The 23,145-nt window shown below is 59.2% G+C and carries 20 protein-coding genes; 4 read left to right on the top strand and 16 right to left on the bottom strand.

Annotated features, from left to right (window positions below; genetic code table 11):
* Positions 1 to 210: 210 nt before the first annotated feature.
* Positions 211 to 1,167: a hypothetical protein gene (locus tag CA85_RS04805; protein ID WP_246112510.1), complete on the top strand. Its 957-nt coding sequence runs from the start codon at positions 211 to 213 to the stop codon at positions 1,165 to 1,167.
* A 115-nt stretch (positions 1,168 to 1,282) separates the two neighbouring features.
* Here the strand turns inward: CA85_RS04805 and CA85_RS04800 are convergent, their stop codons facing one another.
* The 3 genes from CA85_RS04800 to CA85_RS04790 form a co-directional block, all read right to left on the bottom strand.
* Positions 1,283 to 1,561, bottom strand: a complete 279-nt coding sequence (locus CA85_RS04800) for a hypothetical protein (RefSeq protein ID WP_146390162.1) — start codon at positions 1,559 to 1,561, stop codon at positions 1,283 to 1,285.
* Complete coding sequence (locus CA85_RS04795) at positions 1,558 to 2,589, bottom strand: carboxypeptidase-like regulatory domain-containing protein (RefSeq protein WP_146390161.1); 1,032 nt, start codon at positions 2,587 to 2,589, stop codon at positions 1,558 to 1,560. The genes CA85_RS04800 and CA85_RS04795 overlap by 4 nt, the downstream gene beginning before the upstream one ends.
* Positions 2,590 to 3,068: 479 nt before the next feature.
* On the bottom strand, positions 3,069 to 4,004 hold the full coding sequence (locus CA85_RS04790) for a hypothetical protein (protein WP_246112509.1): 936 nt from the start codon (positions 4,002 to 4,004) through the stop codon (positions 3,069 to 3,071).
* A 168-nt stretch (positions 4,005 to 4,172) separates the two neighbouring features.
* Between CA85_RS04790 and CA85_RS04785 the strand changes: the two genes are divergently transcribed.
* A complete protein-coding gene (locus CA85_RS04785) occupies positions 4,173 to 4,859 on the top strand; it encodes a beta-xylosidase family glycoside hydrolase (protein ID WP_146390160.1) in 687 nt (228 codons plus the stop codon).
* 152 nt (positions 4,860 to 5,011) lie between these two features.
* Here the strand turns inward: CA85_RS04785 and CA85_RS24730 are convergent, their stop codons facing one another.
* From CA85_RS24730 to CA85_RS04755, 5 genes are read right to left on the bottom strand one after another with little or no spacing between them, the layout of a single operon-like run.
* The gene (locus CA85_RS24730; protein WP_186774747.1) at positions 5,012 to 7,042 is read right to left on the bottom strand and encodes a mu-protocadherin- cell-suface protein; all 2,031 of its coding nucleotides are present in this window, start codon (positions 7,040 to 7,042) and stop codon (positions 5,012 to 5,014) included.
* Positions 7,043 to 7,101: 59 nt separating this feature from the next.
* The gene (locus CA85_RS04770) at positions 7,102 to 7,986 is read right to left on the bottom strand and encodes an SgcJ/EcaC family oxidoreductase (RefSeq protein WP_146390157.1); all 885 of its coding nucleotides are present in this window, start codon (positions 7,984 to 7,986) and stop codon (positions 7,102 to 7,104) included.
* 48 nt (positions 7,987 to 8,034) lie between these two features.
* Positions 8,035 to 9,162 carry an HlyD family secretion protein gene (locus CA85_RS04765; RefSeq protein ID WP_146390156.1) on the bottom strand — a complete coding sequence of 376 codons (1,128 nt, stop codon included), beginning with the start codon at positions 9,160 to 9,162 and terminating at the stop codon, positions 8,035 to 8,037.
* Entirely contained in the window at positions 9,159 to 9,359 is a 201-nt protein-coding gene (locus tag CA85_RS04760) for a hypothetical protein (RefSeq protein WP_146390155.1), read from the bottom strand. The genes CA85_RS04765 and CA85_RS04760 overlap by 4 nt, the downstream gene beginning before the upstream one ends.
* Entirely contained in the window at positions 9,356 to 9,718 is a 363-nt protein-coding gene (locus tag CA85_RS04755) for a DUF3302 domain-containing protein (protein ID WP_186774746.1), read from the bottom strand. The genes CA85_RS04760 and CA85_RS04755 overlap by 4 nt, the downstream gene beginning before the upstream one ends.
* Before the next feature lie 329 nt (positions 9,719 to 10,047).
* Between CA85_RS04755 and CA85_RS04750 the strand changes: the two genes are divergently transcribed.
* Positions 10,048 to 11,517 carry a hypothetical protein gene (locus CA85_RS04750; RefSeq protein WP_146390153.1) on the top strand — a complete coding sequence of 490 codons (1,470 nt, stop codon included), beginning with the start codon at positions 10,048 to 10,050 and terminating at the stop codon, positions 11,515 to 11,517.
* Positions 11,518 to 11,543: 26 nt separating this feature from the next.
* On the opposite strand, the gene CA85_RS04745 is transcribed toward CA85_RS04750, so the two are convergent.
* The 8 genes from CA85_RS04745 to argH all read right to left on the bottom strand — a co-directional run bounded on the left by CA85_RS04745 (position 11,544) and on the right by argH (position 19,759).
* Complete coding sequence (locus tag CA85_RS04745; RefSeq protein ID WP_246112508.1) at positions 11,544 to 12,626, bottom strand: DNA polymerase III subunit; 1,083 nt, start codon at positions 12,624 to 12,626, stop codon at positions 11,544 to 11,546.
* Positions 12,627 to 12,640: 14 nt separating this feature from the next.
* Positions 12,641 to 13,204: a ribose 5-phosphate isomerase B gene (gene rpiB, locus CA85_RS04740; protein ID WP_146390152.1), complete on the bottom strand. Its 564-nt coding sequence runs from the start codon at positions 13,202 to 13,204 to the stop codon at positions 12,641 to 12,643.
* Positions 13,161 to 14,465, bottom strand: a complete 1,305-nt coding sequence (locus CA85_RS04735) for an arsenate reductase/protein-tyrosine-phosphatase family protein (RefSeq protein WP_146390151.1) — start codon at positions 14,463 to 14,465, stop codon at positions 13,161 to 13,163. Before CA85_RS04735 ends, rpiB begins: the two co-directional genes overlap by 44 nt.
* A complete protein-coding gene (locus CA85_RS04730; RefSeq protein ID WP_146390150.1) occupies positions 14,462 to 15,100 on the bottom strand; it encodes a sigma-70 family RNA polymerase sigma factor in 639 nt (212 codons plus the stop codon). Before CA85_RS04730 ends, CA85_RS04735 begins: the two co-directional genes overlap by 4 nt.
* Positions 15,101 to 15,107: 7 nt before the next feature.
* Entirely contained in the window at positions 15,108 to 15,806 is a 699-nt protein-coding gene (locus tag CA85_RS04725) for a 3-keto-disaccharide hydrolase (protein ID WP_246112507.1), read from the bottom strand.
* Between the two features lie 254 nt (positions 15,807 to 16,060).
* Complete coding sequence (hemA, locus tag CA85_RS04720; RefSeq protein WP_146390148.1) at positions 16,061 to 17,386, bottom strand: glutamyl-tRNA reductase; 1,326 nt, start codon at positions 17,384 to 17,386, stop codon at positions 16,061 to 16,063.
* A complete protein-coding gene (gene ccsA, locus CA85_RS04715; RefSeq protein WP_146390147.1) occupies positions 17,383 to 18,342 on the bottom strand; it encodes a cytochrome c biogenesis protein CcsA in 960 nt (319 codons plus the stop codon). Before ccsA ends, hemA begins: the two co-directional genes overlap by 4 nt.
* Before the next feature lie 40 nt (positions 18,343 to 18,382).
* Entirely contained in the window at positions 18,383 to 19,759 is a 1,377-nt protein-coding gene (gene argH, locus CA85_RS04710) for an argininosuccinate lyase (protein ID WP_146390146.1), read from the bottom strand.
* Between the two features lie 166 nt (positions 19,760 to 19,925).
* On the opposite strand from argH, the gene CA85_RS04705 reads away from it, so the two are divergent.
* Entirely contained in the window at positions 19,926 to 22,781 is a 2,856-nt protein-coding gene (locus tag CA85_RS04705; RefSeq protein WP_146390145.1) for a hypothetical protein, read from the top strand.
* Positions 22,782 to 23,145: the final 364 nt, after the last annotated feature.

Genomic DNA, 23,145 nt, shown 5'->3' with positions numbered 1-23,145 from the left:
CTCTGAGGAGCTGCGATCTCTCGAATGGTCACTCTCACCATAGTCTTCGACCGCACTGCATGGAAAGCGGAAACGAAACAGCCCTGATCGCTGACTGATTCTGCTCTTTCGACAAAATATCAAGATTTGTTAAAGCCGAATGAACCAAGCGATTGCGAAGATGTTTCGTGCCGCTCGAGCCCACTCGATTGATCGATCGGAAACATCCCCATGATGTTCAAATCTCACCAACACGCTCCACTGTCGTTGCCCCACGCGAGCCGCCAGCCGCTGGGCACCACGTGCTGCCTCGTCGCGGGATGTGTATCGATGCTGCTGCTCCATACGGGATGTCAGCAAACCGGCGCACCCGCGGGAGGAGCCACGATGGCTCCCGTTTCGGGGCTGCCAGGCCAAACGTCGACGACGGGCCCCGCGATGCCAGCGCTGGGCCCCTTTGGTGCCTCGGCCCGAGTGCCACCTCCGGCCACCGGCTCCTACGGCACCCCTGCCGGCCAGGCTGGCGGGGCAACCAACGCGATGCCCGCCAACTACGCGCCACCGAATATCGCGCCGATGTCCTACAACGATGCTGGCAACACCAACCAAATCGCAGTCGCTGGGGGGGCTCCCGGGACGCAGGCCAGCATCCAGGGCGCTACGCCAGCGGGCAATTCGTCTTGGCACGAAACCGGCGCCTATCCCACTGCCAATATCAACCCAGCCATGGACTTGTCTAACGATGCTGCCACGGGCGTGCGCAGCGGCGGAATGCCGGTCAATGATCTGACGGGAGCGCCTCCGCCACCGGGATATACCGGAACCATGGGCTACGCCAGTCCGATGGGGGCTGCTGCTCAGCCAAACTACGCGCCGAGTTACACGCCGCAAGCGAGCTACCCGCAAGCGAGCACGCCGCAACAGCCGGCTCAGCCGGGACAATACCCCGCCACGAACCTCACGCCTACGTCGAGCGCCGACGCTAACGGCTGGGCACCTCCCCCAAACAGCTCGTCTCCCAACACGATAGTTCCCAACGGCGCCGCACCGGTGCCTATGAATCCTCCTAACGCACCCGCCCCCATGCCGACGTCCGGTGCCGGATTCGTCGATGCTTCCCCCGCTGCGAATCAACCCTCGATGTCGACCGCCAATCGGCCCGTTCAATGGCAAACGCCTCGCCACTGAACATTGCGTTAAGGGATGTGGGATCCTGTCCTCTGCCCACAAGCTGTTCTACGCCGAAGACGCTTTAGAAGTAGCCAGGGGTTTGAGCGCAAGCGAACATCACTGGAAACGTCCGTTATCGAGTCCACTCGCCCACGATCGAATGGATCGTTTCATACTTCCGCGAGGGTGTGTCATGGAAATGCCGTTTGAACAAATCCGCGGCCAGTTCGATCGCCCACTCTGGGTCGATTGCCGCGGCGGCATTGATCGGAGGGGTTTGCTGAAAAATCACACGGACATCATAGGTATCGAACAACCAAGACCAATCCTCGAATGCCGGACTCACTAACGCTTTGGCGATCACTCGGTCCTGGGACGCCAACTCGGCGGCAAGTTGACAGGTCACGTTCATGGGCAGGATGGTGCTCTCGACATCACAATTCCAAATCGCGGCAAACAGAAGCCATTCGGCCATCTCCGGATCCCAACTCGAAATGGGCTCAGCCGCTCGCACCGGCTGTCATCACTCAAGACCAAACGCACTGGCGCGGGCGTCCGTTGCTGACCGGCAGTGTCCGTCAGGATCACGTCGGCTCCGTCAATCACCTCAGTAAATCGAAACTCGCCCGCCTGGTCTGTATAGTACGTCGTCTGGTTGTCAAATGGCCCCACCATGTAACCGCAGGTCACCGTGGCGCCGGCGACCGGGTCTCCCGCTGGGTCAACGACTTTCCCGACCGCCCGGGATGCTGGCTGCATGACCGTCGGCGTGAGATCCAGCTTGTGATCGACCGGGAAGCCTTGCGGATAAGTGAAGGCCGCACGAGGCATAAGCTGTCGACCCAATGCATCGCGGGGAAGAAAACCAATGCGGCTCTGGCTGTGCCGGAAAGCGAACGTGCCGTCCGATTTGCTAAAAACGGCTGGCCCCGGTTCGGTAAGCTGAATGAAGATATTTTTCAGCGGCCGGTCACTGCCCGCCGCATTCAATTCCCCTGTCACAATCGTCGCTCGTTCGAACGGAACCACGAGTGGCTGACCGGGATCGGGGCGTTTGAAATTGTAAACCGCAGTCTGCTCAAGCGTGAACGGGAGCGAGTCGGGCACGTCAGCGACCGATCTTAAGTTGCCGGTGGGTAGCGGAGCGGTCGCAAAGCGTCCCGATGACTGCGAAGAGGTTTCCGACCAAGCAAAGGAACCATCATCGGTCTCCTCGGTCATGAATGTGATCACGAGACCATGCCAATCGATTGACTGGCCGCCGTCCGCGTCGGCCCCCTCCTCGTCGAGAAACGTGACCGATCCCTGCATCGTCTCGCTCGGTTGAGCACGCACCACCCGTCGACCTTGGTCGTCTCGTGTCACCGCGAGGCACGGACGTCCTACCGAGGGCGACTCAACATACACATGGCTCAGCGACGGCGAATGTTCTGTTGTCAAGAAGGGGCTACTCGTCCGTGGAGACCGAATGCGATTCTTCTGGCTCCCGGTTATTGCCGCATTTGATCACTGACCGTCTTTGCCGTCGCGGTTGTATTCCGCTCGCGGTCTCTGATCATGACGTACCGATTGTTTACGGCTCATCCGACGGAAGCGTGCGCGGAGCACAGGGGGAAGGTTTCTCTAGGCATGGCTCTCGTATCCAATCATCTTACAAAAATGCGTCCCTGACGAACGAATGTCCGACAGGGACCGGCAACACCATTGGCGTACCATCGACCGAGATATCCCTTGCCAAGCCAGCACCTCTGCAGAGCTCGGCTCCGTTTCTCCCGCCAGCTCCAGTCTAAGATCCACTATCACCTCCGACAAATCAATCATTGGATACTGGAGCCATTCCTCCAAAACCTCCAGCGCACGCTTCCGTCGGATGAGCCTTTTTTACTCCATTCTACATTCCTCGAACCGCGCTGCTCGAATCACTGTCGCACTGAGTCTTTGACGGGCAGGTTTTTCGCGCCGAACTCGCGCAATCCCGGTTCCAGCGAGAACGTCACCTCCGAGAGCGTGTCTACCCACTCTTCCAATGGTTCCATCGCAGATTTCAATTGGCTCCGCGACTCATAGTCACCACGCTTCGCTCGGTTGACGATGTTGTTGTAGGATCTCTGGACGTTTTCAGCTATTTCGTTGTACTCTTTGATCTTTGGATCCTTTGCTGCCGCAACCAAGTGTTCGTGAATGAGCTCAATGGGAAGCAAATATTCCAGTTCGTAATCCGCGTCCTCTCGATTGGTACGTTCGTCGCAGGGTCTATGGACAAGCAGCAGCGACAGTTGCTCGTCTGAACTTGACATTGGGGACCTTCCTTGAAGTAAGTGCGACAACATGCCGAACGGACGGAACAGGTACCAACGGTCAGAACGCTGAATTGCCAGAAACTGACAAACTTTGTGGATATGCTCTTCTCCGTGGTAGCTTTTCTCCGTCGTCAGAACTGTGAACACGACTCGTTTGTCATCGACGACTCGTGTTTCTAGTAGCTTGACACTGCGGATGCGAACCAGATCTCGGAGTGTGAACCAAAACAAGATGCCACCGACATTGCCGTCTGGTTCTCCGAACATCCCGATTTCAAAAAGGTAGGAATCGATTGCAAAACGCTCGATCGCAATGTTGGGGCGCAACAGTGGACGGATAGCAGGATCGATCATCAACATCGCTGCTTGATCATCCCCAGTATTGGAGGCGGCCACCATCGCATCCAAGGCCGCCTCAGCGGAGTCAGCCCCACTTCGCAGTTCAACTAGGCCAGATGGTGCTGGCGGGTCGTCGGCAAACAATCTCGGCGTGCCGCCCGCCTGGGCCATCAAAGAAACGACTAGGATACTGGTGATGAAGATTCGTGACTGCATGTGTGACGTGTCCCTAAAATGCCAAGCGGTGTCGATAACTTGCCTGGAGTGAAAACGGGGCCCGAAACGCATGACACGGACCTAAGCGATATTCATCAGGATACCGTTTTTTTGGGCGTCACGATCAAGATCCGTTTTACGTACTGAGATAAGTGAAGGTGGATTCAAATGATGAGTCGTTTTCTTGGGTTGGCCTTGATGAGCCTTCTATTCGCACTCCGGCCGGCAGTCAGTGTGGGTCAAGTGTTCGAAATCAGAGAGGATTTCCGCGATGCGTCCGAAGGGAGTTTGCTCGGTGAGCGATGGCATTGGTTGCGAGAAAACAAATCGGGCTGGCGGTTTTCAAAAGAAGGGCTCCAGGTTCTGATCGAGCCTGGGAACATGTGGGGGCCAGCGAATGACGCAAAGAACGTCCTGCTTTACCCGCTTCGCGAAGACGGGAACGATGCCGTTCAGGTTAGCGTTCAATTGACGCACCTTCCCAAAAAACGCTGGGAGCAAGCGGACCTGGTCTGGTACTACAGCGATAGCTCGATGGTCAAGCTGGGGCTAGAAATCGAGCATGGGGTGACCAACATTGTGATGGGTCGGGAAGAACACGACAGAACGCAAACGATCGCGATCATTCCCTATGCCGATCCGCTCGTTCAGTTGCGTTTGCAGGTCAGCGGTCAAGAAATCCGTGGCTCCTTTCGCAACCCCACGTCGCCGAATTGGACCCTCGCCGGTAAGACCACGTTGCCGGATCCCGAATCATTGTCGCCGCAGCTGAGTTTGCAATTTTATCAAGGCGAGGATGGCTCAGATCGCTGGGCCACGGTCCACTGGATCCAATGGAGCAGTGGGGCCGAGTAAGCAACGCACGATCAATTTCTGTCGTAGTGGACGAGCTGACAGAGGAACGCGTGTGGATGCCGCGGTTCTCTCATTTCAAAACTTCGCTTCGGCGTGTGACATGCACACGCAGGAGCGAACCGATGAGTAGAGAACAGCGTTTGGAATTCTCTTCAGATGCCAGTATCAGCCGAACCAGCGTCGTCGAGTGCGGCGCTGTCATCACCGACAGTATCCGCCTCCGCGTCAGCCGAATCTGCAGGTTCCTCGGGCTCTTCCAAGCGGACTAGGACGTAGTTCTCGACGCGATCGGTGCCAAAGTGAACCAACAGCGGCGCCTCGTCTTGGGTCAGGTTGTAGAGACCTGTCTCGGCAACGATCTCGTCGGTAGATCCCAGACGCATGGCGACTCGCTGCGTCTGTTTGTCGACCCGCCCTTGGATCGCGTCGGCTTGATCCGTTTCACGGTTGTACAGCGTTCCTGAGATGATCCCCGATTTATCCACTGCGAGCTGCACGAGCCGAGTGGGTTCGACATCATCTTCGTCGGTGGACAATGCGAACGTCCCCAACGGCATCCACTGGTCACTGTCGGCTGCATCACTGTCGGCTACCTCTTGACCCGCCACGTCCTCGGCAGCGATTTCACCACCTTCGGTCGCCGGGGAAACAGGAGGTGTGACCGTCGCGAGAGCTGCAGCGCTCTGGGCAAACTCATCGGCCGTCGCGACCTCTTCGCCATTGATGTAAACGTTGTTGTTCTCATACGTCACATTCCCACCGGACCCATAATCGTAATAGATCGGTTGTGACCAAACGGTTGCGGGAGCGGACCAAGTGAACCATGACGATGCCGCAGTCCAGGTCGGACGTCGCCACCAATAGTTCCATGGGTATCGGTTGAAACTATGGTAGTAGTGCCAGGGGCACAGCCCACCGGGATGGCTGTACCACCAATCGCCTGCGAACCAATTGTTGTGATGATGATAGCCGTTCCAGCGGAATCGAACGTCATTGCCCCATGAGTGCCATTGATTGATTCGCCCAGGGCGTGCGCCCGCCCAGCCATGGAGACCGCCGATTTGGTTGCCCCAGCGATTCTGAATTCGGTTGACGGAAGTCCGGTCGATATTGCTCCACGTCGGTCGGTTGTTGATGACCTGATTGCCGACATTCAAACTGCCGATATTGATCGGACGATTGTTGGGCCTGCTATTGGGCCGGTTATTGGGTCGATTGTTTCCGGGTCGATCGTTTCCAGGGCGGTTATTGCCCGGTCGATCAATTCCCGGTCGGTCGTTCCCAGGGCGGTTGTTCCCAGGTCGGTCGTTCCCAGGTCGGTTATTCCCAGGTCGGTCGTTCCCGGGTCGGTCGTTCCCAGGTCGATTATTCCCTGGCCGATCGTTCCCAGGGCGGTTGTTGCCGGGTCGATCGATTCCAGGCCGATTGTTCCCAGGTCGGTCGGGGCGATTGGCGATGTCGGGTCTGTTAGGCAGTTTACCGGGCAGGGTGGTTGGATGAACCCCGCCGCCGATACCGAGAAAATCCCCCACGTCGCCAGCCGAGGGGCGATCTGCGTGGCCTGGCAACCGGCCGGGGCGGCCGCCATTGTCGAGGCTGGGGAAACTTGGCCGGTTGGGTTTGTTCCCTGGCAGAGACGGTTTCTTGCCCGGCAACGTGGACGGACGATTGGGTCGGTTTCCGGGCAGCGTGTTGCCCGGCAACGTGGCGGGGCGTTCGGGTCGGTTACCCGGCCGCGCGCTAGGTAGGCTGGGCTTCGTGCCTGGCAGGGTCGAGGGGAAATTCGGTCGCGTGCTCGGCCGCGTCGCTGGTTTCAGGCCACCTGAAATCGAGCCACCTAGATTCGGTCGATCGAGCTGCGGACCGCCCGGGCGACTGATATTGGGTCGACTGGTCGTCGGCCGGTTGAAGCTAGGCCGGCTCGTGCTGGGGCGACTTGTGCTGGGGCGGCTGATGCTGGGGCGACTCGAACTGGGCCGACTGATCGAGGGTTGGGGTCGAGATCGCCCACTGCTACCAAGGTTGGGCATGCTGGCATGGCGTGCCCCGCCTCGCGAAGCGCCTCCGCCCCCGCCACGGCCTTGGGAGCCGCCTTTGAACCCTTTGGCGATCACTTCGGGGGCGCCGATCCATGTCGACGCGACGGCCAACGCGACCATGAAAAGTAGTTTGAGATGTCGCATGACGTGGTCCTCGGGAACAGTACCGAACAGATTGATGGGGTGGGGCTGGCGCGGGATCACTATTGAGTCGAACCGGGGGTGCGAATCACTCGAGCGGGATCGGATGGCACTTGGGGTTCACCTTCGATCTCCCGCCCCATCAATTTAATGGTGAAGGCATCATCGCCCTCGCGATGGAAAACATAGGTCCCTGAAGCCATGCGGCCATCTTCGAGCGTTTGGGTGCTGCGAATCATCCAGTCGTCGCCACTTGGGCTCCAGACCCCTTCGCCGTGCGACCCATCGCTATGGAATGTCCAGGAGCGAATTTCTCCGCCGCGGGCATCCCAACCGATAATCTGAGTGGACTGCGCCGCTTCGCTGGTGCAAGTGCGAATAAGGAAACCGCCGCCAAGGGCCCAATGAACATGGGTTTGTACGGGATCCTCTCCACTCTCGTCTGTCCAATCACCGACAAGCCACTCCAGAGGTGTCAGGGCAGCAGCACTCGACACTGGAGTCGGGATCGGCATCTCCTCCATGGAATCGATTTGCCAACCCGCTTCGTTATTGACCACGATTGCTGAGTAGCGGTTCAGAGACGGTTCCTCGCCACTGACCATGACCCCAACCTCGCCGGTGACCCTAGCCACCTCCGCGGTGATCATCCGCACCGAATCAATGCTCCCAGAAAGTTTGACGTCTTCAGGCTGTTTAAAAACGGCCTGGATATCCGCCATGATCTCGTCGCGACCCGATGTCGTCTCCGCCATAGCATGATCGACGTGGGACGCGTCTTCGGTCCACATCACCGCCAACGCCTCGGCGTTCTTGGCATTGAAGGCTGCAATGTATTCCTTGATCGCATCTTGCACCTCGGCATCCTCCGCACCTGCGTGGACCGGGGTGCACACCAGGATCAACATTGCTGCGGCGATTCCGTGCCGAACCGATTGAAATCGCATCACAAACCTTCTTTTCTTAGACAAAAATAGACGCTACCAAAGAGAGAACTACTGGAGATATCGTAACCAACTCTGAGCACGAATCAAAAACATAATGGGGATTCCGGCGAATTGGACACTTTCAGTGTAAATCGCGACGTTGGCTTGTGAGCCTCCTGGCATGTGGATGTCGTCGGCGTTATCGAGTCGCACGCGGACGGGAAAGGTGGTCACTTGGGTTCCGCCGAGATTCTCCGGGAGATTTCCCGACACTGCCATTTGGCCGCTTCCTGACACATCGATGCGATTGAGGACACGGGCGGTAAAGATGCGACCGGGATAATTATACAACGCGACCTCGGCATACTGACCGGGGTGGATTCGGAGGAAGTTTTTCTGCTTGAACGAAGCGACGATCACGCTCCGATTGAAATCATCTCGGTCCGCTACAAAACTCATTACGGCGGTACTGGCTGGACCTCCGACAAGCATCCCTTCGCGGAGCTGCAGATTGCTGACAAACCCATCGCTCGGAGCAGTCACGGTGGTCTGTTTCAAATCGTACTGCGCATCGGCTAGGGCCGTCTCGGATTGCGTAGTCTGTGTTTCAGCAACCTCCACGGACAATTTGGACTGGGTCAGCTCGGTGGCGGCTTGGGCCGCAACCGCGACAGCCTCGGCGTGCCGGTTGATGGCAGATTCGTATTCTTGGTCGCTGCCGGCACCTTGCTCGATGAGTTCCTTCTGGCGATCCCGCTCGCGCGTTGCGAACTCCAGTTCCGACGTGGCACGATCGATTCTCGCGCGAGCCACTTCCACGGCCGTTTCGGCAACCTTGTGATTCTGGATGGCTTCGGCAAGCCTTGCCTCCGAACGCTCAACGGCATTCTGATAGGGAACCGTGTCGACCCGAAACAATATTTCTCCTTTGCGGACAGGAATGTTGGGAGCGACCTCCACATCCGTCACCCGCCCCGGTTGGCTGAGTTGAGGCACGATGGGGGTGACACGTTCAAACACCTTGGCCATTTGGGTGTAGGGATGAAAGTACTGGGCACAGAACAGCAGGATCAGCAAAGCAGTGGGGCCGACCGATGCGGCCAGGACTGCGACCGGTAGCGACATCCGGACCAGTTTCCACTTCGCAAAGATCAACCACAGGGCACCGCAGTAAATCCCCCCCAATATCCAGATCATCGTTCGGCTCCTTGGGCAAGGGCATCGAGCCGACGCTGCAGGGCTGCGAGCCGCGCGGCCAATGCATCGGCAGAATCCCTGCTCGACTCGCCGACGTCAGGATCGGCGGCCGGCGGCTCGCCGATGTCCCCGGGTGACTCTTTCAAGGAATGATAGAGATAGATCACGTAGGCACAGACAAGAATCGCGACGATCATGGGGTATCTCCGTGGCGAATGGACTCTAGTTGGCGAACGGTTTCTTCTAGCCCTGCGATTTGCCGCGACAGACTCTTCAAGTCAGCGGCAGCGTTCGCCCTCGGTGGTACTGGCTCGGTACGATAGTACGCCCACGCCAAAGCAATCGCCCACAGCACCCCCGTCGGCAAGCCGAGCCAACCGAGAACGTTGACCGATGCCGCCTGGCGGTGGTTTCTCGCTTTGGCAATCCGGCCTGGCAAGGCTGCTAGGAAGACGACGAATCCGAGCAAGATTAGGGCAAAAACGATCAAGAACACGAGAACGATGCTGTTGAGCGTTGGCCCGATGGACTCGAAGGCGAAATGGTTGATAGGCAAGGGAGTCTCCACGTGGAGTCGCGTGGTGCAGCGGGACGGCGAAACGAATGCACCGATCGTGAAATACCCGTTCCCGCGGATCAGGTGGTACATCGCGGATGGTTTCCACGTGTTGAGTATGAAGGGGTGTCGCAGGGTTTTCCAGCGGCGGAGGACTGTTTCTTTGCACAAATCTGCGGCAGGACGGTTCGCGACATTCCGCTGAGATGGGGCAGCGATCGGCGATCGAGTCGGCTGGCGATTTTTGATTCCCCGATGGACTGTCAGGGCGGATGGGTTCAACTACACTGTGCAGGCAACTCGTCCGTCCCTGAACGCTGGCTTCACTCATGACATCATTTCGTAAACGCGCCGTCGCTATTCTGCTGGTTGCCACCACGCTCTACTGCACGCCGAGCCGTGCCCAGGAGAAGGAGTCCAAACTCACCGAGCTGCTCCAGCGGTCACCCGCCCCGGCAAATTCGGTTTTGTATTTGAACATCCCCGCGCTCAATCAACTCACCGAGGATGCTGAGATTTCGACTCGTGTGACCGATAACATTCGCGAAATGTGGTTGGTCTCGGATCTCGATTTCGCCAACCTGCGTCCGCGTTGGGAAGCCGGTTACGCGACACTCAAGGTCCCAGTGGATGCCAAACAGATCGCCGCAACGGTGTCGGGATACGTCGACTCGATCGTGGGCCACGACGTCGTCTGGTCGCCTCGGCAGTCTTATTTGGTGCCCATGAAGGAAAATCGTTTAGGGTTCCTCCGACCCGCTGACCGCTCGATGTTGGGACGTTGGATCACCCCGGGTGGCTCCGTGAGTGAATCCAGCTATCTGTCCAAGGTTTCTGATCAACCAGAATCGTACTTGTCGATGATGATGGCGGCTGATCTCAACCACATGGTATCGGCCGTGCCTCTTGCAGCCAAACTCAAGAACTTTGATTCCCTCCAGGCCCAGCCTCCCAAAACCGTCGCGAGTATTTTGGCGAGCGTCCGAGGAGTGAGCGTGATCATCGGCCGCGAGAGCCTTTCGCAGTGCATCTTGGCCGTCGACTTTGAGCGATCGCCGGCGAGCCTGACGCCAATCGCCAGCGACCTGCTGGCCGAGATCCTCGAGCGGAGCGGCACGGCCGCCCCCGAAGTCTTGACCTGGAAACCCAAGGTCGATGGCAACCGTCTTTCCTTCCAAGGGCCCATTTCCGAAGCGTCGCTGACCGGCATCTTGAACATTTTCAGTCTGCTCGGCGCGGCCGAGAGCGTGTCCGACAAACTGATCACGCTTAGCGATTCCCCTGGCAGTGAGGCCGATCGCGTCGCCTACACGACCAAACACTATTTTGACGACGTGACCAAACGCGTCGAGCAAATCCGCAAGCACAAGTCCCAGACGACTGGGGGAATGGCAAAATGGAACGACCAGCAAGCCCGCCAGATCGATGAGATGGGAACCCTGAACGTTGACCCGGTTATGTTGAAGTACTCCAGCGATGTCGCCAGCCTGTTGCGTGGCAACGCGTTGAACGTTCGCCAAACCAACATCCAGGCTGGCCAGATGAAAGCTCAGCAATCCCTGTCCAGTGGCAGTTCCTACAATGTCGGCGGCTACAGCGGTGGCTTCTATGGTGGCGGTGCCGGGTATTCCTCCAGCGGCTATTACGACCCGAACTCCTCGTCGGACTATCAAGCCGTGACGAGCGCTCGAGCGCAGGGAGCGGCCTACGCCGACTACCGCAGCGTGCTGTCCCAGATTGACAAACTGACCGCTGAGATTCGCCGGACAATGACCGACAAATATCAGATTCAGTTCTAAGCGAGGCCCGACGGCCCGAAGATCGCTTAGCCGATATCGCCGCGGTCGGCTGTCACCGCGAGCGAGAGATCGGCGGCGTAGCAGTCGATCAAGGCGTTCAGGTTGGCACTGCGGTCAATTTCACGGAAAACACGCAGGGTGCGATCCAAACGCCGAGCAGCCTCGCCATGGAACTGCCCCTGGCGGGCGGCCCCACGCAGTTCACCGCGATAGTGCTGGACCGCGATCGAGCACAGATCACGTAGCCCGGCGCGGCGTAGCGATGCCTCCTTCTTGCTGAGTGAATCCAGATGCGAGTGGATGCACCTTGCGACGAGCACCGGATCGGGCACCGGAGAGCTGAGCTGGGCAAGCAGTTTGCCTCGAATTTCACTACTCTGACCACTGGCGAGCCTGGCGGCGACTTGCAGGTCACCCGCAGCCAACTCGATGGCTTCGTCGAGCACAGCATCGCTGACAGCCGGGGGCGGGACATCGGCTTCGCTCAAACGACTCAGGTGGTGGCGCAGCAAGTCGCGTCCTGCGTCCCCCGTGGGGCTGGTGAAACGCATCGTTTGGCAGCGGGAGCGAATCGTCGGCAATTGACGCTGTTCGCTGGTACCGATCAGGATAATGATCGCATTGGAGGGCGGTTCCTCGAGGGTCTTGAGCAAGCAGTTGGCGCCTTCCTCATTGAGGAAGTCCGCATCATGTAAGATCGCGACCTTGCGTTCGCCCTGCATGGGACGCAGGTGTACGTCATGGCAGAACCCTTCCTGCAAGCGCGCTTCAACGGGCCCGATGAGTACTTCGAGGGGGATCAAAGTTTTATCAGGGGGCTTGGAAACCTGAATCAAATCGGGGTGCGTCGCCGCGCGAACCTGGGCGCAGTCGGAGCACTCCCCGCAGGGGCGCATACTCGAGGATGGGTTGCGCCGGCAGAGCACGGTCTGCGCCAAGAGCAATGCCGTGGCGGTCTTGCCAACGCCCGGAGGCCCGACAAACAGCAGGCTCCCACCGAGCCGCCGCTTGGCGATCGCACTGCCAATCGCGGCACGAATCTGCTGGTGACCGATCAGGTCGTCCCATGACCGGGGAAAGGTGTGCGGCGGAGGACTCGGAGTTGCCAAGGAAGCTCGCCCGCTCAGCTTGTGCGGGTGGGCGAGGCGGTCGTCACCTGCTCGGCGGCTGAACCACACCTCGGATGCGCCGTCTTGCCAAGCGTCGATTCGAGTTCGCAGATCTTCGCCACCCGCGTGCCATGACGACCACACTCAAATTCCGTGTTCAGCCACATCATCACCAAATCATCAATCGATCGTTCGCCGATGAGATCACCGGGCAAGCACAGCACATTGACATCGTTGTGCCGCCGCGACATTTCCACCATCACCTCGTCATAGCACGAAGCGGCGCGCACGCCGGGGAATTTATTGGCGACAATCGACATGCCAATGCCCGTACCGCAAATCAAGATACCGCGATCGAGCTCGCCGTGGGCAATCCGTTGTGCGACCTTGATGGCGAAATCCGGGTAGTCCACCGGTTCGGAAGAATCGGTGCCTGCATCGAAAACGTCATACCCCTCATGCGTCAAACTTTGCACGAGCCGTGCCTTGATATGCACGCCGCGGTGATCGCTCGCTAAACCAATTTTCAACAGATTACTCCTCGGGGATTTCAGGGGCGTCCGGGCCGTCGCTTCCATTATGGCCCTCCGACGTCACTTTGTCAGGCGTTGATGGGAAAAAATCCTCATCGAGAGTATCCACCCATTTCTCCAGCTCGTCACGAATCTGGTCGGCGCATTGTTCGTAGACGTCGACATGCATTCCAACCGGGTCGCTAACATCCCCCCCATCCCGCCGGAGCGTGTGGATACGCCCTTTGCGATTGGGCCATGCGGCCAGGATCGCATCGCGGTGCTGGCGCGTGAGCGTCAGCACGAGGTCGGCCATCGACATCAGCGGATCGTCGAGCGGTTGGCTGCAATGTCCGGTCAAATCCAAACCGCGGCGGCCCATGACCTCGACCGATTGGGGACTGGCCCCGTGCCCACGCTGTGCCGCAACGCCGGCCGAGAGCACCCGGGCGACGTCTTCACGCCCAAATCGACGGTCCAAAATATCCCGAAGCAATGCCTCCGCCATAGGGCTGCGGCACGTATTGCCCGTACACACGATCACAATCACTGGTTTCACAAACTGGTTCATAGCGGCTCGCTGGATCACTCCTTTTCTCAGGATTTGCCAAGAATTCCCTGACAATTGAACGATGGTACCCACTCCACCATAGCGGCTGACACCATCGTCTAGCAGCACCGGCAATGGATGAGGGCTAGCTTGCTGAGACAAATGATCATCGAGACTCGCTGCCGTGGTGATGGCGGAATCGTCGGAACTCGAAAACTCTCCCCATACCAAGGGCGCCGTGAGATATCGATGGATGTGGCTGAGCAACCGGTGATTGGAACAGCGAAACGCAACCGGCGACGTCGCGCCAGTCGGCTCGCCGGTGGTTTCACCCTCTGGACGGGCAAATCGGTGCAGTATCCGCTGCACCGATGCTGGTAGCATCCCCACAGCCGAGTGTTTGCGGTCGCAATCGGCGATCAGAGTCAGTGGCCCTGGGAAACAACGTTCGTGCAATCGTCGGGCGAGCGTGGTGCGCGGAACTAGGAAGTCGCCAGCCGCCTCGGAACTGCGCACACACAGTGCAATCTGCCCCGGCGGTATCATTTGCCCCGGCGGTATCATTTGCCCCGGCGGTGCCTTCGGGATCGCTGGATCCCCGGCGGGGCCACCGACCAGGTCCGCCAATTTCTGGACCGCGGCAGGGCATAGCGCGCTGGCAACGACGCCGTACACCGTCTCGCTCGGTAGTCCGATGATGTCGCCTTCGGCCAATGCCTGGACACTGCGATGGATGACGTCGCGGGGATCATCGGTTTGCTGCAGGTCGTAGATCATCCCGTTTCATCTTCTTGTTCGAGCACGCTGCGGAGGCGGCGGAGGGCACGGAGGTATCGCATGCTCGCCGCAGCGGGTTGCAGGCCGAGCACCTCGGAGATCTCGAGGTTGGATAGGTGTTCGTAGTGACGCATTAAGATCACCTCTCGGTCGGCGTCCTCGAGCGTTTCAATGGCGGTTTCGACGTGGCGGGCAATCTCGTGCTGAGTCGCGACTGCCGCGGGGCCCAGCCCCGGATCACTGAGCTGGATGGCAAGGTTCATCGTCGACTCATCGATCGCCCCGCGGTTGATGGGCTGTTCCCGGTCCATGCTGCGTTTGGCGCTGACGCGGTGTCGCCGGTAAGTGTCGATGATCCGGTCCCATGCGATTTGCCGCAACCAGAGGTGAAACGCCATGCCAGGATCGCTCAGGTACTGATCGAGTCGACCACTGGCATCGACCAAAACATCTTGAACGACATCGCTGACGTCAACCCGCTGCTGAACCCTTCGATCGAGTCGCATCTCGACGAGACGATGGATCGCGGCGCGGTGTCGGTCGAGCAACTGATTGACCGCATCGGGATCGCCCCCGCGTGCCGATTGGATCAGCACGTCGGTCTTGTCACCTTGCGGCCAAATGGATTTGGTCATCGGAAGGCTATTTCCATTGCCGCAACGTGATCTTTTTAAACCTCACCGTCATCGGCGGGCCCTGGTGCAGCTGCAGCGCGATCACGCCGGAATCACGCCAGTGATCGGTTTGGTTGTCGGTCACCTGCATCGTGAGGGCTCCGTTGATGAAGTGTTCGAGTTGGTGACCGCGAACCACGATCCGGTAATCATTCCACTGGCCCGGATGGATGCCTCTGCCGAGTTCAGCGGCATCGGCAACGGTTTCGGCTTGTTTCTCCCCGTCTTCTGTGATCGCGACCTCTTGGCCACGCAGAGCCAAAATGCCGCGTCCTCTCTCTTCGTACAGGATACCCGCATAGCGGTTCGCTGCGTCAATATCGGCTTGGTAACCCGAGACAACGAACTTGTCTTCGTCGAGAACCCGGCTGTGATACTGGATCCCTGAGTTACCGCCATCGATTTTGAACTGCAGAGTGAGCTCGAAATCACCTTGGATCTCTTCATCGAGAATCAAAAAGGTATTCTGTTTGATCGGATCCTCTTTGGTCGTCCGGCCAACAATCGCACCGTCTTCAGCCGACCACAGATCATCGCGGCCCCGCCAGCCGTCGAGCGTTTCGCCATCAAACAACTCGGTGACCTCACCGCCCTCGAGGGTGCGTGGGACCGCAGCAGCTTTCTCAGCAAGACCGGCGTCCTGGGCGGTGGCATGAGGGGCCGACATGAATGCTGTCGACAGTGCGAGGGCCGAAATGGTGAGAGGCAGGACAAATCGTTGGCGGTAAAGCATATTCAGTGGAGAGAGAGTGGGAGAATGGAGAGGCAGAAGATCTGGACTGCCGCAAACACGAATCCGTTGAGTCGGGGCTTCCGCCCGCTGCGGAGGAGGTGGCACCGACAGTCTTGGGTTGGTGCCAAGACGTACGCAGGACACCGCGTCCTAATATAACTGAAAACGTGGGCCAATCGGCAAGAACCTTATAAATCGTCGCCGAGATTGAACAGATGTCGGAGGGCTTCGAGCAGCCCCCGCGAATGGCCTGCGGCGGCGTCATCACGCAGCGAAGCCATGGGCGGGTGCAATAGTTTGTTGGTGAGTCGATCAAAGGACTTTTCAATTTCCTTGGTGATCGCGGGGTCGTTGCAGCCATTGAGTTTGCCCAGCAGCCTTTCCAGCTCAGCCGTTTTGACTTGATCAGCACGCTGGCGGAGTCGCTGAATAACTGGACCGGTGGCCCGCTGTTGCAAGACATCAAAAAACCGCTGGACCTCTTCGTCCAGGATCCCCTTGGCTTTGGGCCATTGTTTTTCGCGTTCGCGTCGATTGCGATTGCACGCCGCTTGCAGGTCGTCGATCTGGTACAGGTAGACGCCGGGCTCCTCGCCGATCACCGGCTCAAAATCACGTGGAACGGCGAGATCGAGCACGAGTAGGACCCGCCCGCCTCGCTGGGCATTGAGCCTCGCAAACGTAGCTGCATCGACGAGTGGCTCTTCGGCCGATGTCGTACCGATTAACAGATCGGCGGCGACAATCTGATCGGAGAGTTCGTCGAGTGGCGCTGTTTGCGCATCGAAGACCTGTGCGAGGGCCGCAGCTCGCTCTTGGCCGCGATTGACGATACACAGATCATTGCTACCACCGCTCTTGAGGTACCGCAACGTCTCTTCGGCCATCTCACCCGCACCGCACAAGACAACGCGTTTTCCGCGCAGTGTCTCAAACACCTCAGGGACCACCTCGCCGATGGCGACACTCGGCACACTCAACCGCCGGCGGTGGATGGTGGTCTCGGTCTGCACGCGTTTGGCCGCTCGGTTGGCAGCCTGGAAGGCGGCATGGGTCAGCGGTCCCGTCGCACCGGCGAGATTCGACAAGTCATAGGCCTGTTTCACCTGTGAAAGAATCTGCGCCTCGCCGACCACCATGCTGTCGAGGCTCGCGGCGACGAGAAACAAGTGATCGACGGCCTCACGGCCCTGGCGAACGATCATGTGTTCGCCCACAAACTCCGCACGTTTCTGCAAGCATTCAGCTACGAACTCGATCAACGCTGTGCGTACCTGCTCGTCCGACCACGATCCCGAAGCGGACTCGCTCGCAGTCAAGCCGGAACCGAATGGTCCGCCCGCGGCATAGAGTTCCACACGATTGCAGGTGGACAGGACGACGAGCTCAGCGCCATCAAACCGCTCGCTGAACGTGGCAAGGGCCTGCGAGGAATGCTCCGATGAGAACGAGAGCTGTTCACGAACTTCGACTGCGGCATCGTGATGCGAACAGCCGATCATATGCAGCGTCATGCGTCACCTCGCTGCCGGTCGGCGGGGGCAGGCAAATCGGCCGGAGACGTTTCGTCACCTACCGTTTCTGCATTGACCCCGGCAGGATGCGCCGCGCCTCCATGAGGAGTCGTCAACACGCCCGACATGGCCAGCACGAGGAACCCGAAACTCGCCAAGGTCAGGTAGGCGACTTTGCGGCCCCGGCTCGCCGGAGCATAGAAATATTCCACCATCGTCGCCGAGGCCAACCACACGAACAGAACCCCCGATAGCATGATGCCGCGGTTGGTCCAGGGAATCTCCCCCCAGCGGTTGAGGTTCATCACGACGCCCGATACCAATCCCACGCCCACGGCGACCGTGCTGATCACGAGACAACGGCGATTGAGATTCTGCAGCGTCTCCAGGGTGGGCAATCGCAGTGCCGAGCCAGCCCGTTTGTGCTTCAGACGCCACGACTGGACTAGGTACATCGCACCGGCGAGGAAACCGAACAGCACTGCAGCGGATCCGAGCATCATCGAAATCGCATGCACGTTTCGCCAAAACGCTGTGGCTTCCCCGCGGTCAAATGGGGGCAGATGCCGCACCGAGATCGCCAACGCGATCAAGCCGAGAATGGCAGGCAGAAAGAAGAAGCCAATGACGGTATCGGGACGGCGTAGGTAAAGAACGAAATAGCAGATCGCCAGCCCCAGGGAGACCATCAACGAAAAATCGGTCCACGTCGCCAACCGCCCGGCCTCGATCACCTGCCCGTCCGCCGTGCCGGCGCCGCCGCCCGGGATGTCCGCAGTCGCCCGCAGCGAAAGATAGGCAACGTGGGTAAAAATCCCAATCGCCATCATCACCAGCTCCGCTAAACCGCGTCCAGGCACACGCCGGCCGACCAGCCGCAGCAGCTCGATCAGGAGCGCGATCGCGTAGCTGGTCGTGAAACAAGTGATCGATATTTGATGAAGAATGGGGAGCATTGCCGTATCCTACACAAAGAGATGCCTATCCGGACATTGCCTACCCCAGTCGCTTTTTCCAAAGGTCAATCTGCTCGCGAACACGATGGGGGGCGGTCGATCCCTCGCTACAGAACGCAGCGACGGCGTTCTGGGTGCCCAACACCTCATAGACGCTCTCGTCGATCTCGCTGCTGAGTCCTTGCAGGGTTTCGATCGGCAGTTCAGCCAGCGGCACACCGCGGGACATCGCTTCGCCCACGATCGCGCCGACGAGGTGATGGGCCGTTCGCTGCGGCATGCCCTTGCGGATCATCCATTCCATCAACGTGGTTGCGTCGAGATACCCCTTTTCGATCCGGGCCGCGATGGAATCCCGTTTTAGCTTCGCCCCGGCGACGATCGGAATCGCCAGTTCCAACATCGCCCGTGTCGTGTCAAAGGAGTCAAACAGGGGTGGTTTGTCCTCTTGCAAGTCGCGGTTGTAGGCCAGCGGCAGATTTTTCACGAGCAGCATCAGCGTTTGCAGGGCGCCCATGACGCGTGCCGACTTGCCCCGGGTCAGTTCGAGTGTATCGGGGTTGACCTTCTGCGGCATGATGCTGCTGCCGGTGCAGAATTCCTGTCCGATGGCGATGAAATCAAACTCGACGGTACTCCACAGGATCCACTCTTCGGCCCAGCCGCTGAGGTGGGATGCGATCATCGACAGCACGAAAGAGGATTCGATGACAAAATCACGGTCACTGCTCGTGTCGAGGCTGTTCGCGGTGATGCCTTCAAACTCCAGGGCTTCGGCGGTCTGTTGGCGGTCGATCGGCAGCGTCGTGCCGGCGACCGCAGCGATGCCGAGGGGGCACTGATTGACGCGGCGGCGGCAATCGGCGAGTCGCGCACGGTCCCGCTCTAACTTTTCCATGTAGGCGAGCCAGTAGTGCGGGGCGAGCACGGGTTGGGCGCGCTGCAGGTGCGTGTAAGCCGGCAGGATCACATCGAAGTCATCCTCACAGCGGCTCAGGAAAGCACGCTGGAGGTCAAGCAGCAGAGCGTCAATGGCATCGAGCGATTCGCGGATCCATATCCGGATATCGGTGCTGACCTGGTCGTTGCGACTGCGGGCGGTATGCAGTTTCCGCCCCACGTCGCCGGTCGCATCAATCAACGCTTGCTCGACATGCATGTGGATGTCTTCGAGCTCAAAACGCAGCGGCAATTCGCTGCGATCGAATTGCCCGCGAATATTCTCGAGTTCCTCGCAGATCCTCGTGAGTTCCTCTTCGCTGATCAAACCTACGTTGCAGAGCATCTTGGCGTGAGCGATCGAGCCACGAATGTCCTGTTGATAAAGCCGCGAATCGAAAGTAATGCTTTCGGCATAGGCTTCGAGTCGTTGATCGGTTTGGGCGGCAAAAACACCGCTGCGGGAAGGGCTAGCCACGGTTGACTTTCAAGCGAATGTGGGCGAAATAAGGAGAGAGCGAGCGGTTGACGACCGTCCGACACGCGGGCGCACCTCCCTGTAGGATGCCTCAAACCCGCCTGGCTGAAAACCGGTCACTCCGGTCGAAGTCCTTCATTCTCCCACCCTGAGCACTGAAAACTTGATGTCGCCACGATTCCGGATGATCGCTTTGTTCCTAGCCAGCGGGATGGGGTTCCTTCCCGGTCCCTCGGCAGCTCAGTATGCCAACCCCGCGTCACCGGCCATCCAGGCGCCTCGCGTGACGGCGGTCTCGGGAACTCCCTATGGCATCGCCACCATCGAGATTCCGCTGCGGCGTCCGGTTCTTGGCCAAGGCCCGCCGCCGCTGCGACTCAAACAACCGGCCCGTCAACGCTATTTCCCCGTCAGCGAAAACGTGCAGGTGCGCGCCTCCGAGTTGCCATCGGAGCGGCCATTGCCCCGCTTCGGAGAAGGCCGTTTGCTCGGTCGGGTCAGCAATCTGATCCGGGAGGTCGCCAATGGCGACGAGGTCCAACAGGAAACGGTTGCTCGCCGGATCACATTTTTGTTCTCAGGTGATCAGCCATTTTCGGTCGAGGTCGTCGATCGAGACGGGGCCGTAGGCTCGTATGAAGTTCGCCCTCAGCCCAACTCGCCGCGACGTCAGCAGATACTTTTGGCTTGGTGGGCAGGTTTCGCCAACCACAGCCGACAACAAATCGAATCGCTCGACACCCCGCCCTGGCTGCCCACCTACTTGGTCGGCATGCTCTCGGGACGATTGGGACTGCCGCTCCCGGACTGGTACGGAAACACCGACAGCGAGGTGGAGCAGGATCCGCTCCTAATGACATTGGACTGGATCAGCGGTGCGGCTCGTGTTTCCAACCGCGTTTTTGCATCAGCGGCTGCTGGCCGAGATCTCGATGCTCCCGACCTACCCGCAGCAGCCGATGTTGCTGCCCTCCCGTTGCCTGCGCCGATCAGCTGGCAAGAAACCCCCTCGGCATCCCACCTCGCCCCGAACCTAAGCGAGGTCGAGACCGAAGCGATGGCGAGCCATGTACCCCCGGAGTGTTTTTACATCCGCTATGGCAACTTCAAAAATTTCCTCTGGTTCCAAGATCTCACCGACGAGTATGGCGGCGACCTGTCTCAGATGATCTCCCTGAGCGGATTGTCCAACGACGGCACGGCGCGTTTGACGAAGCAACTCGGATTGCAGACGACCGTGATGGGGCGGATGCTCGGCCCCTCCATCATCGCCGACCAAGCGGTCATCGGCCGCGACCTCTACTTGAACGACGGCGCTGCGATGGGTGTGGTTTTTCAAGCCGCCAATGCGTACCTGCTGCGGTCGAGCTTCAACAGCGATCGCAAGAAATTGGCCAATGGCTCCGAAACCCTTTCCCTGACGAACGTCACCATGCCGAACGGCCGCGGCACCCTGTTGCGATCGAGCGACAACACCGTCCGCTCTTACATGGTCGAACAAAACGGTTTCATCTGTGTCACCAACAGCAAAGCGATTGCCGAACGATTTCTCGAGGTGGGCAAGACCGGTGATTCCCTGGCGAAAACGAAAGCGTTTCGAACCGCCCGCAGCCTTCATCCACTGAGTATCGATGATACCATTTTCGTGTATTTCTCACCCGAGATGCTGCAGGGTCTGCTGACGCCACAGTACTTGATTGAATTGCGGCGACGAATGCAGTCCGAGGCCGATATTGCCCTGGTGTACCTGGCGCGTCTGGCGGCGGCCGATCAAGCCACACCTGGGTATGAGCCCGTCCGTGAGATCGATCCGCTCATTGACGCTGGCTTCCTGCCGTTGGGATTTGGTGAGCGTGCCGATGGGAGCGGCGTGTTTGCCGCCGGCGACCGTGTCCTCGATACGCGGCGTGGTGCTCGTGGCACGTTCCTACCGATCCCTGACAATCCGATTGAAACCGTGACGGCGAGCGAAGCCGAGTGGTACAACGAAATCGCGGCTGCCTATGCCCAGCAGTTCGGCAGCCTCGACCCGATCTTTGTCAGCGTCAAACGGGAGGCCGAGGTTGCTGCCGGTGCGGGGCAAGCCGCGCAGGGCGACTCCGCCGAACGCCGCGAACGATTGACTGTGCATGCGGAGGTGGCGCCGTGGCAGCCTGAGAACTACGGCTCCTGGGCTCAGCGACTCGGCCCGCCCACGACGGCTTCCATTCGCTTTGCTGCCGATGACATCGTCGCGGTGCAGGCGCACGTGGCCAGTGACGTGCTCGGCCCGCCGACACACCTGTTCGTCGGGATCAAAGACTCTCATCCCGCTCAGCCGGAAGAATTTGATGGGATCCTCGGTAGCTACCAAGCCTTGCAGACCCTGCCCGGCTATCTCGGGGCCTGGCCGCTGCCGGGCATGCTCGACCGCTTGCCGCTCGGCATCGGTCGCGGCCAAACGGTGGGTCCGAACATGACCCGATTGCTCGGGGGTGTTTACCGTTTCACCGGGGGTGAGTTCAGTATCCTGTCGTTTGATCCGGCTCTGTTGACTGCGGCTATCTCACAACTTGCCGCGGAGGAGACCGACGACTCGGCCCAAGTCCGCGCTCATGTGGGCAATCTTCATGGCAGCCAACTCGAAGGCTGGGTCAACGAGTTTCTCTATCGCCGAGCATCGACGAGCAGTGCTGCGGCGGCCGATTTCCTCGCCTCGCTCAGCAGTCAACTCGACGTTGCACCGGAGGAGGCAATGGAACAGACGCGCGTGATCCTCGGCAGTGACCTGCGTTGTGCCCTGGGCGGCGAATTCTATCTCGCACCGGCCGATCCGAACGCTCCTGCTGCCGCTCCGCACTGGCGGAGCACGGCTTGGGGGACGGGAAACGATCGTCCACCCACCTATCCGCCTGCCGACTACCAAACCCCGGTATTGAAGTGGTTCCGCGGTGCCGATGGAACGCTGACTCAGTATTCCAATCGCGTCGTCGCTGACCTCGTCGTCGAAATTGCGAGGACGAATTCCAAGACGGGGCTTTGAATCCGGCTTGCACCGCGTGACAGCAAAGTTTGTCGGCCTGATTTCCTGTCAGACAAGCTGCCAGGGATGATAGAAAATAGCCGGTGGTTTGAGCGCAAGCGAACACCACCGGATACGACGCGAGCCTCAAGGGCCAACCCCGAATGGGGGTTGAAAATCACTCAGGACGGGATCTGCGCCCCACTTCGGGGTCGACGTTCCACGACCAACGAGACGCCGTAGGTGGCGATCCGCTGACCTCATAGGCATCAAGTTAAGGATTGATCTATAAAAAAAGCGGAAAACCGTTCATAAAGTGACTTGAATTACAACCTCGTCACCTCGGAGAACGGAGTTTCCGCATGGACAGAGTAACAGCGCTGGC

Origin of the sequence: Allorhodopirellula solitaria (genome assembly GCF_007859855.1) — a bacterium.
Taxonomy (GTDB): Bacteria; Planctomycetota; Planctomycetia; order Pirellulales; family Pirellulaceae; genus Rhodopirellula; species Rhodopirellula solitaria.
Note: the sequence above shows the minus strand (reverse complement) of the source record. Positions and strands in the feature narration are given on the sequence as shown.

What these genes read in the sequence shown, in the direction of transcription:
- CA85_RS04800 (WP_146390162.1), bottom strand. Translation starts at nt 1,561, where the DNA reads ATGAACGTGACCTGTCAACTTGCCGCCGAGTTGGCGTCCCAGGACCGA.
- CA85_RS04750 (WP_146390153.1), top strand. Translation starts at nt 10,048, where the DNA reads ATGACATCATTTCGTAAACGCGCCGTCGCTATTCTGCTGGTTGCCACC.
- rpiB (WP_146390152.1), bottom strand. Translation starts at nt 13,204, where the DNA reads ATGGAAGCGACGGCCCGGACGCCCCTGAAATCCCCGAGGAGTAATCTG.
- CA85_RS04735 (WP_146390151.1), bottom strand. Translation starts at nt 14,465, where the DNA reads ATGATCTACGACCTGCAGCAAACCGATGATCCCCGCGACGTCATCCAT.
- ccsA (WP_146390147.1), bottom strand. Translation starts at nt 18,342, where the DNA reads ATGCTCCCCATTCTTCATCAAATATCGATCACTTGTTTCACGACCAGC.
- CA85_RS04725 (WP_246112507.1), bottom strand. Translation starts at nt 15,806, where the DNA reads ATGTCGGCCCCTCATGCCACCGCCCAGGACGCCGGTCTTGCTGAGAAA.
- CA85_RS24730 (WP_186774747.1), bottom strand. Translation starts at nt 7,042, where the DNA reads ATGCGACATCTCAAACTACTTTTCATGGTCGCGTTGGCCGTCGCGTCG.
- CA85_RS04760 (WP_146390155.1), bottom strand. Translation starts at nt 9,359, where the DNA reads ATGATCGTCGCGATTCTTGTCTGTGCCTACGTGATCTATCTCTATCAT.
- CA85_RS04765 (WP_146390156.1), bottom strand. Translation starts at nt 9,162, where the DNA reads ATGATCTGGATATTGGGGGGGATTTACTGCGGTGCCCTGTGGTTGATC.
- CA85_RS04785 (WP_146390160.1), top strand. Translation starts at nt 4,173, where the DNA reads ATGATGAGTCGTTTTCTTGGGTTGGCCTTGATGAGCCTTCTATTCGCA.
- CA85_RS04805 (WP_246112510.1), top strand. Translation starts at nt 211, where the DNA reads ATGATGTTCAAATCTCACCAACACGCTCCACTGTCGTTGCCCCACGCG.
- CA85_RS04790 (WP_246112509.1), bottom strand. Translation starts at nt 4,004, where the DNA reads ATGCAGTCACGAATCTTCATCACCAGTATCCTAGTCGTTTCTTTGATG.
- hemA (WP_146390148.1), bottom strand. Translation starts at nt 17,386, where the DNA reads ATGACGCTGCATATGATCGGCTGTTCGCATCACGATGCCGCAGTCGAA.
- CA85_RS04770 (WP_146390157.1), bottom strand. Translation starts at nt 7,986, where the DNA reads ATGCGATTTCAATCGGTTCGGCACGGAATCGCCGCAGCAATGTTGATC.
- CA85_RS04705 (WP_146390145.1), top strand. Translation starts at nt 19,926, where the DNA reads ATGTCGCCACGATTCCGGATGATCGCTTTGTTCCTAGCCAGCGGGATG.
- CA85_RS04730 (WP_146390150.1), bottom strand. Translation starts at nt 15,100, where the DNA reads ATGACCAAATCCATTTGGCCGCAAGGTGACAAGACCGACGTGCTGATC.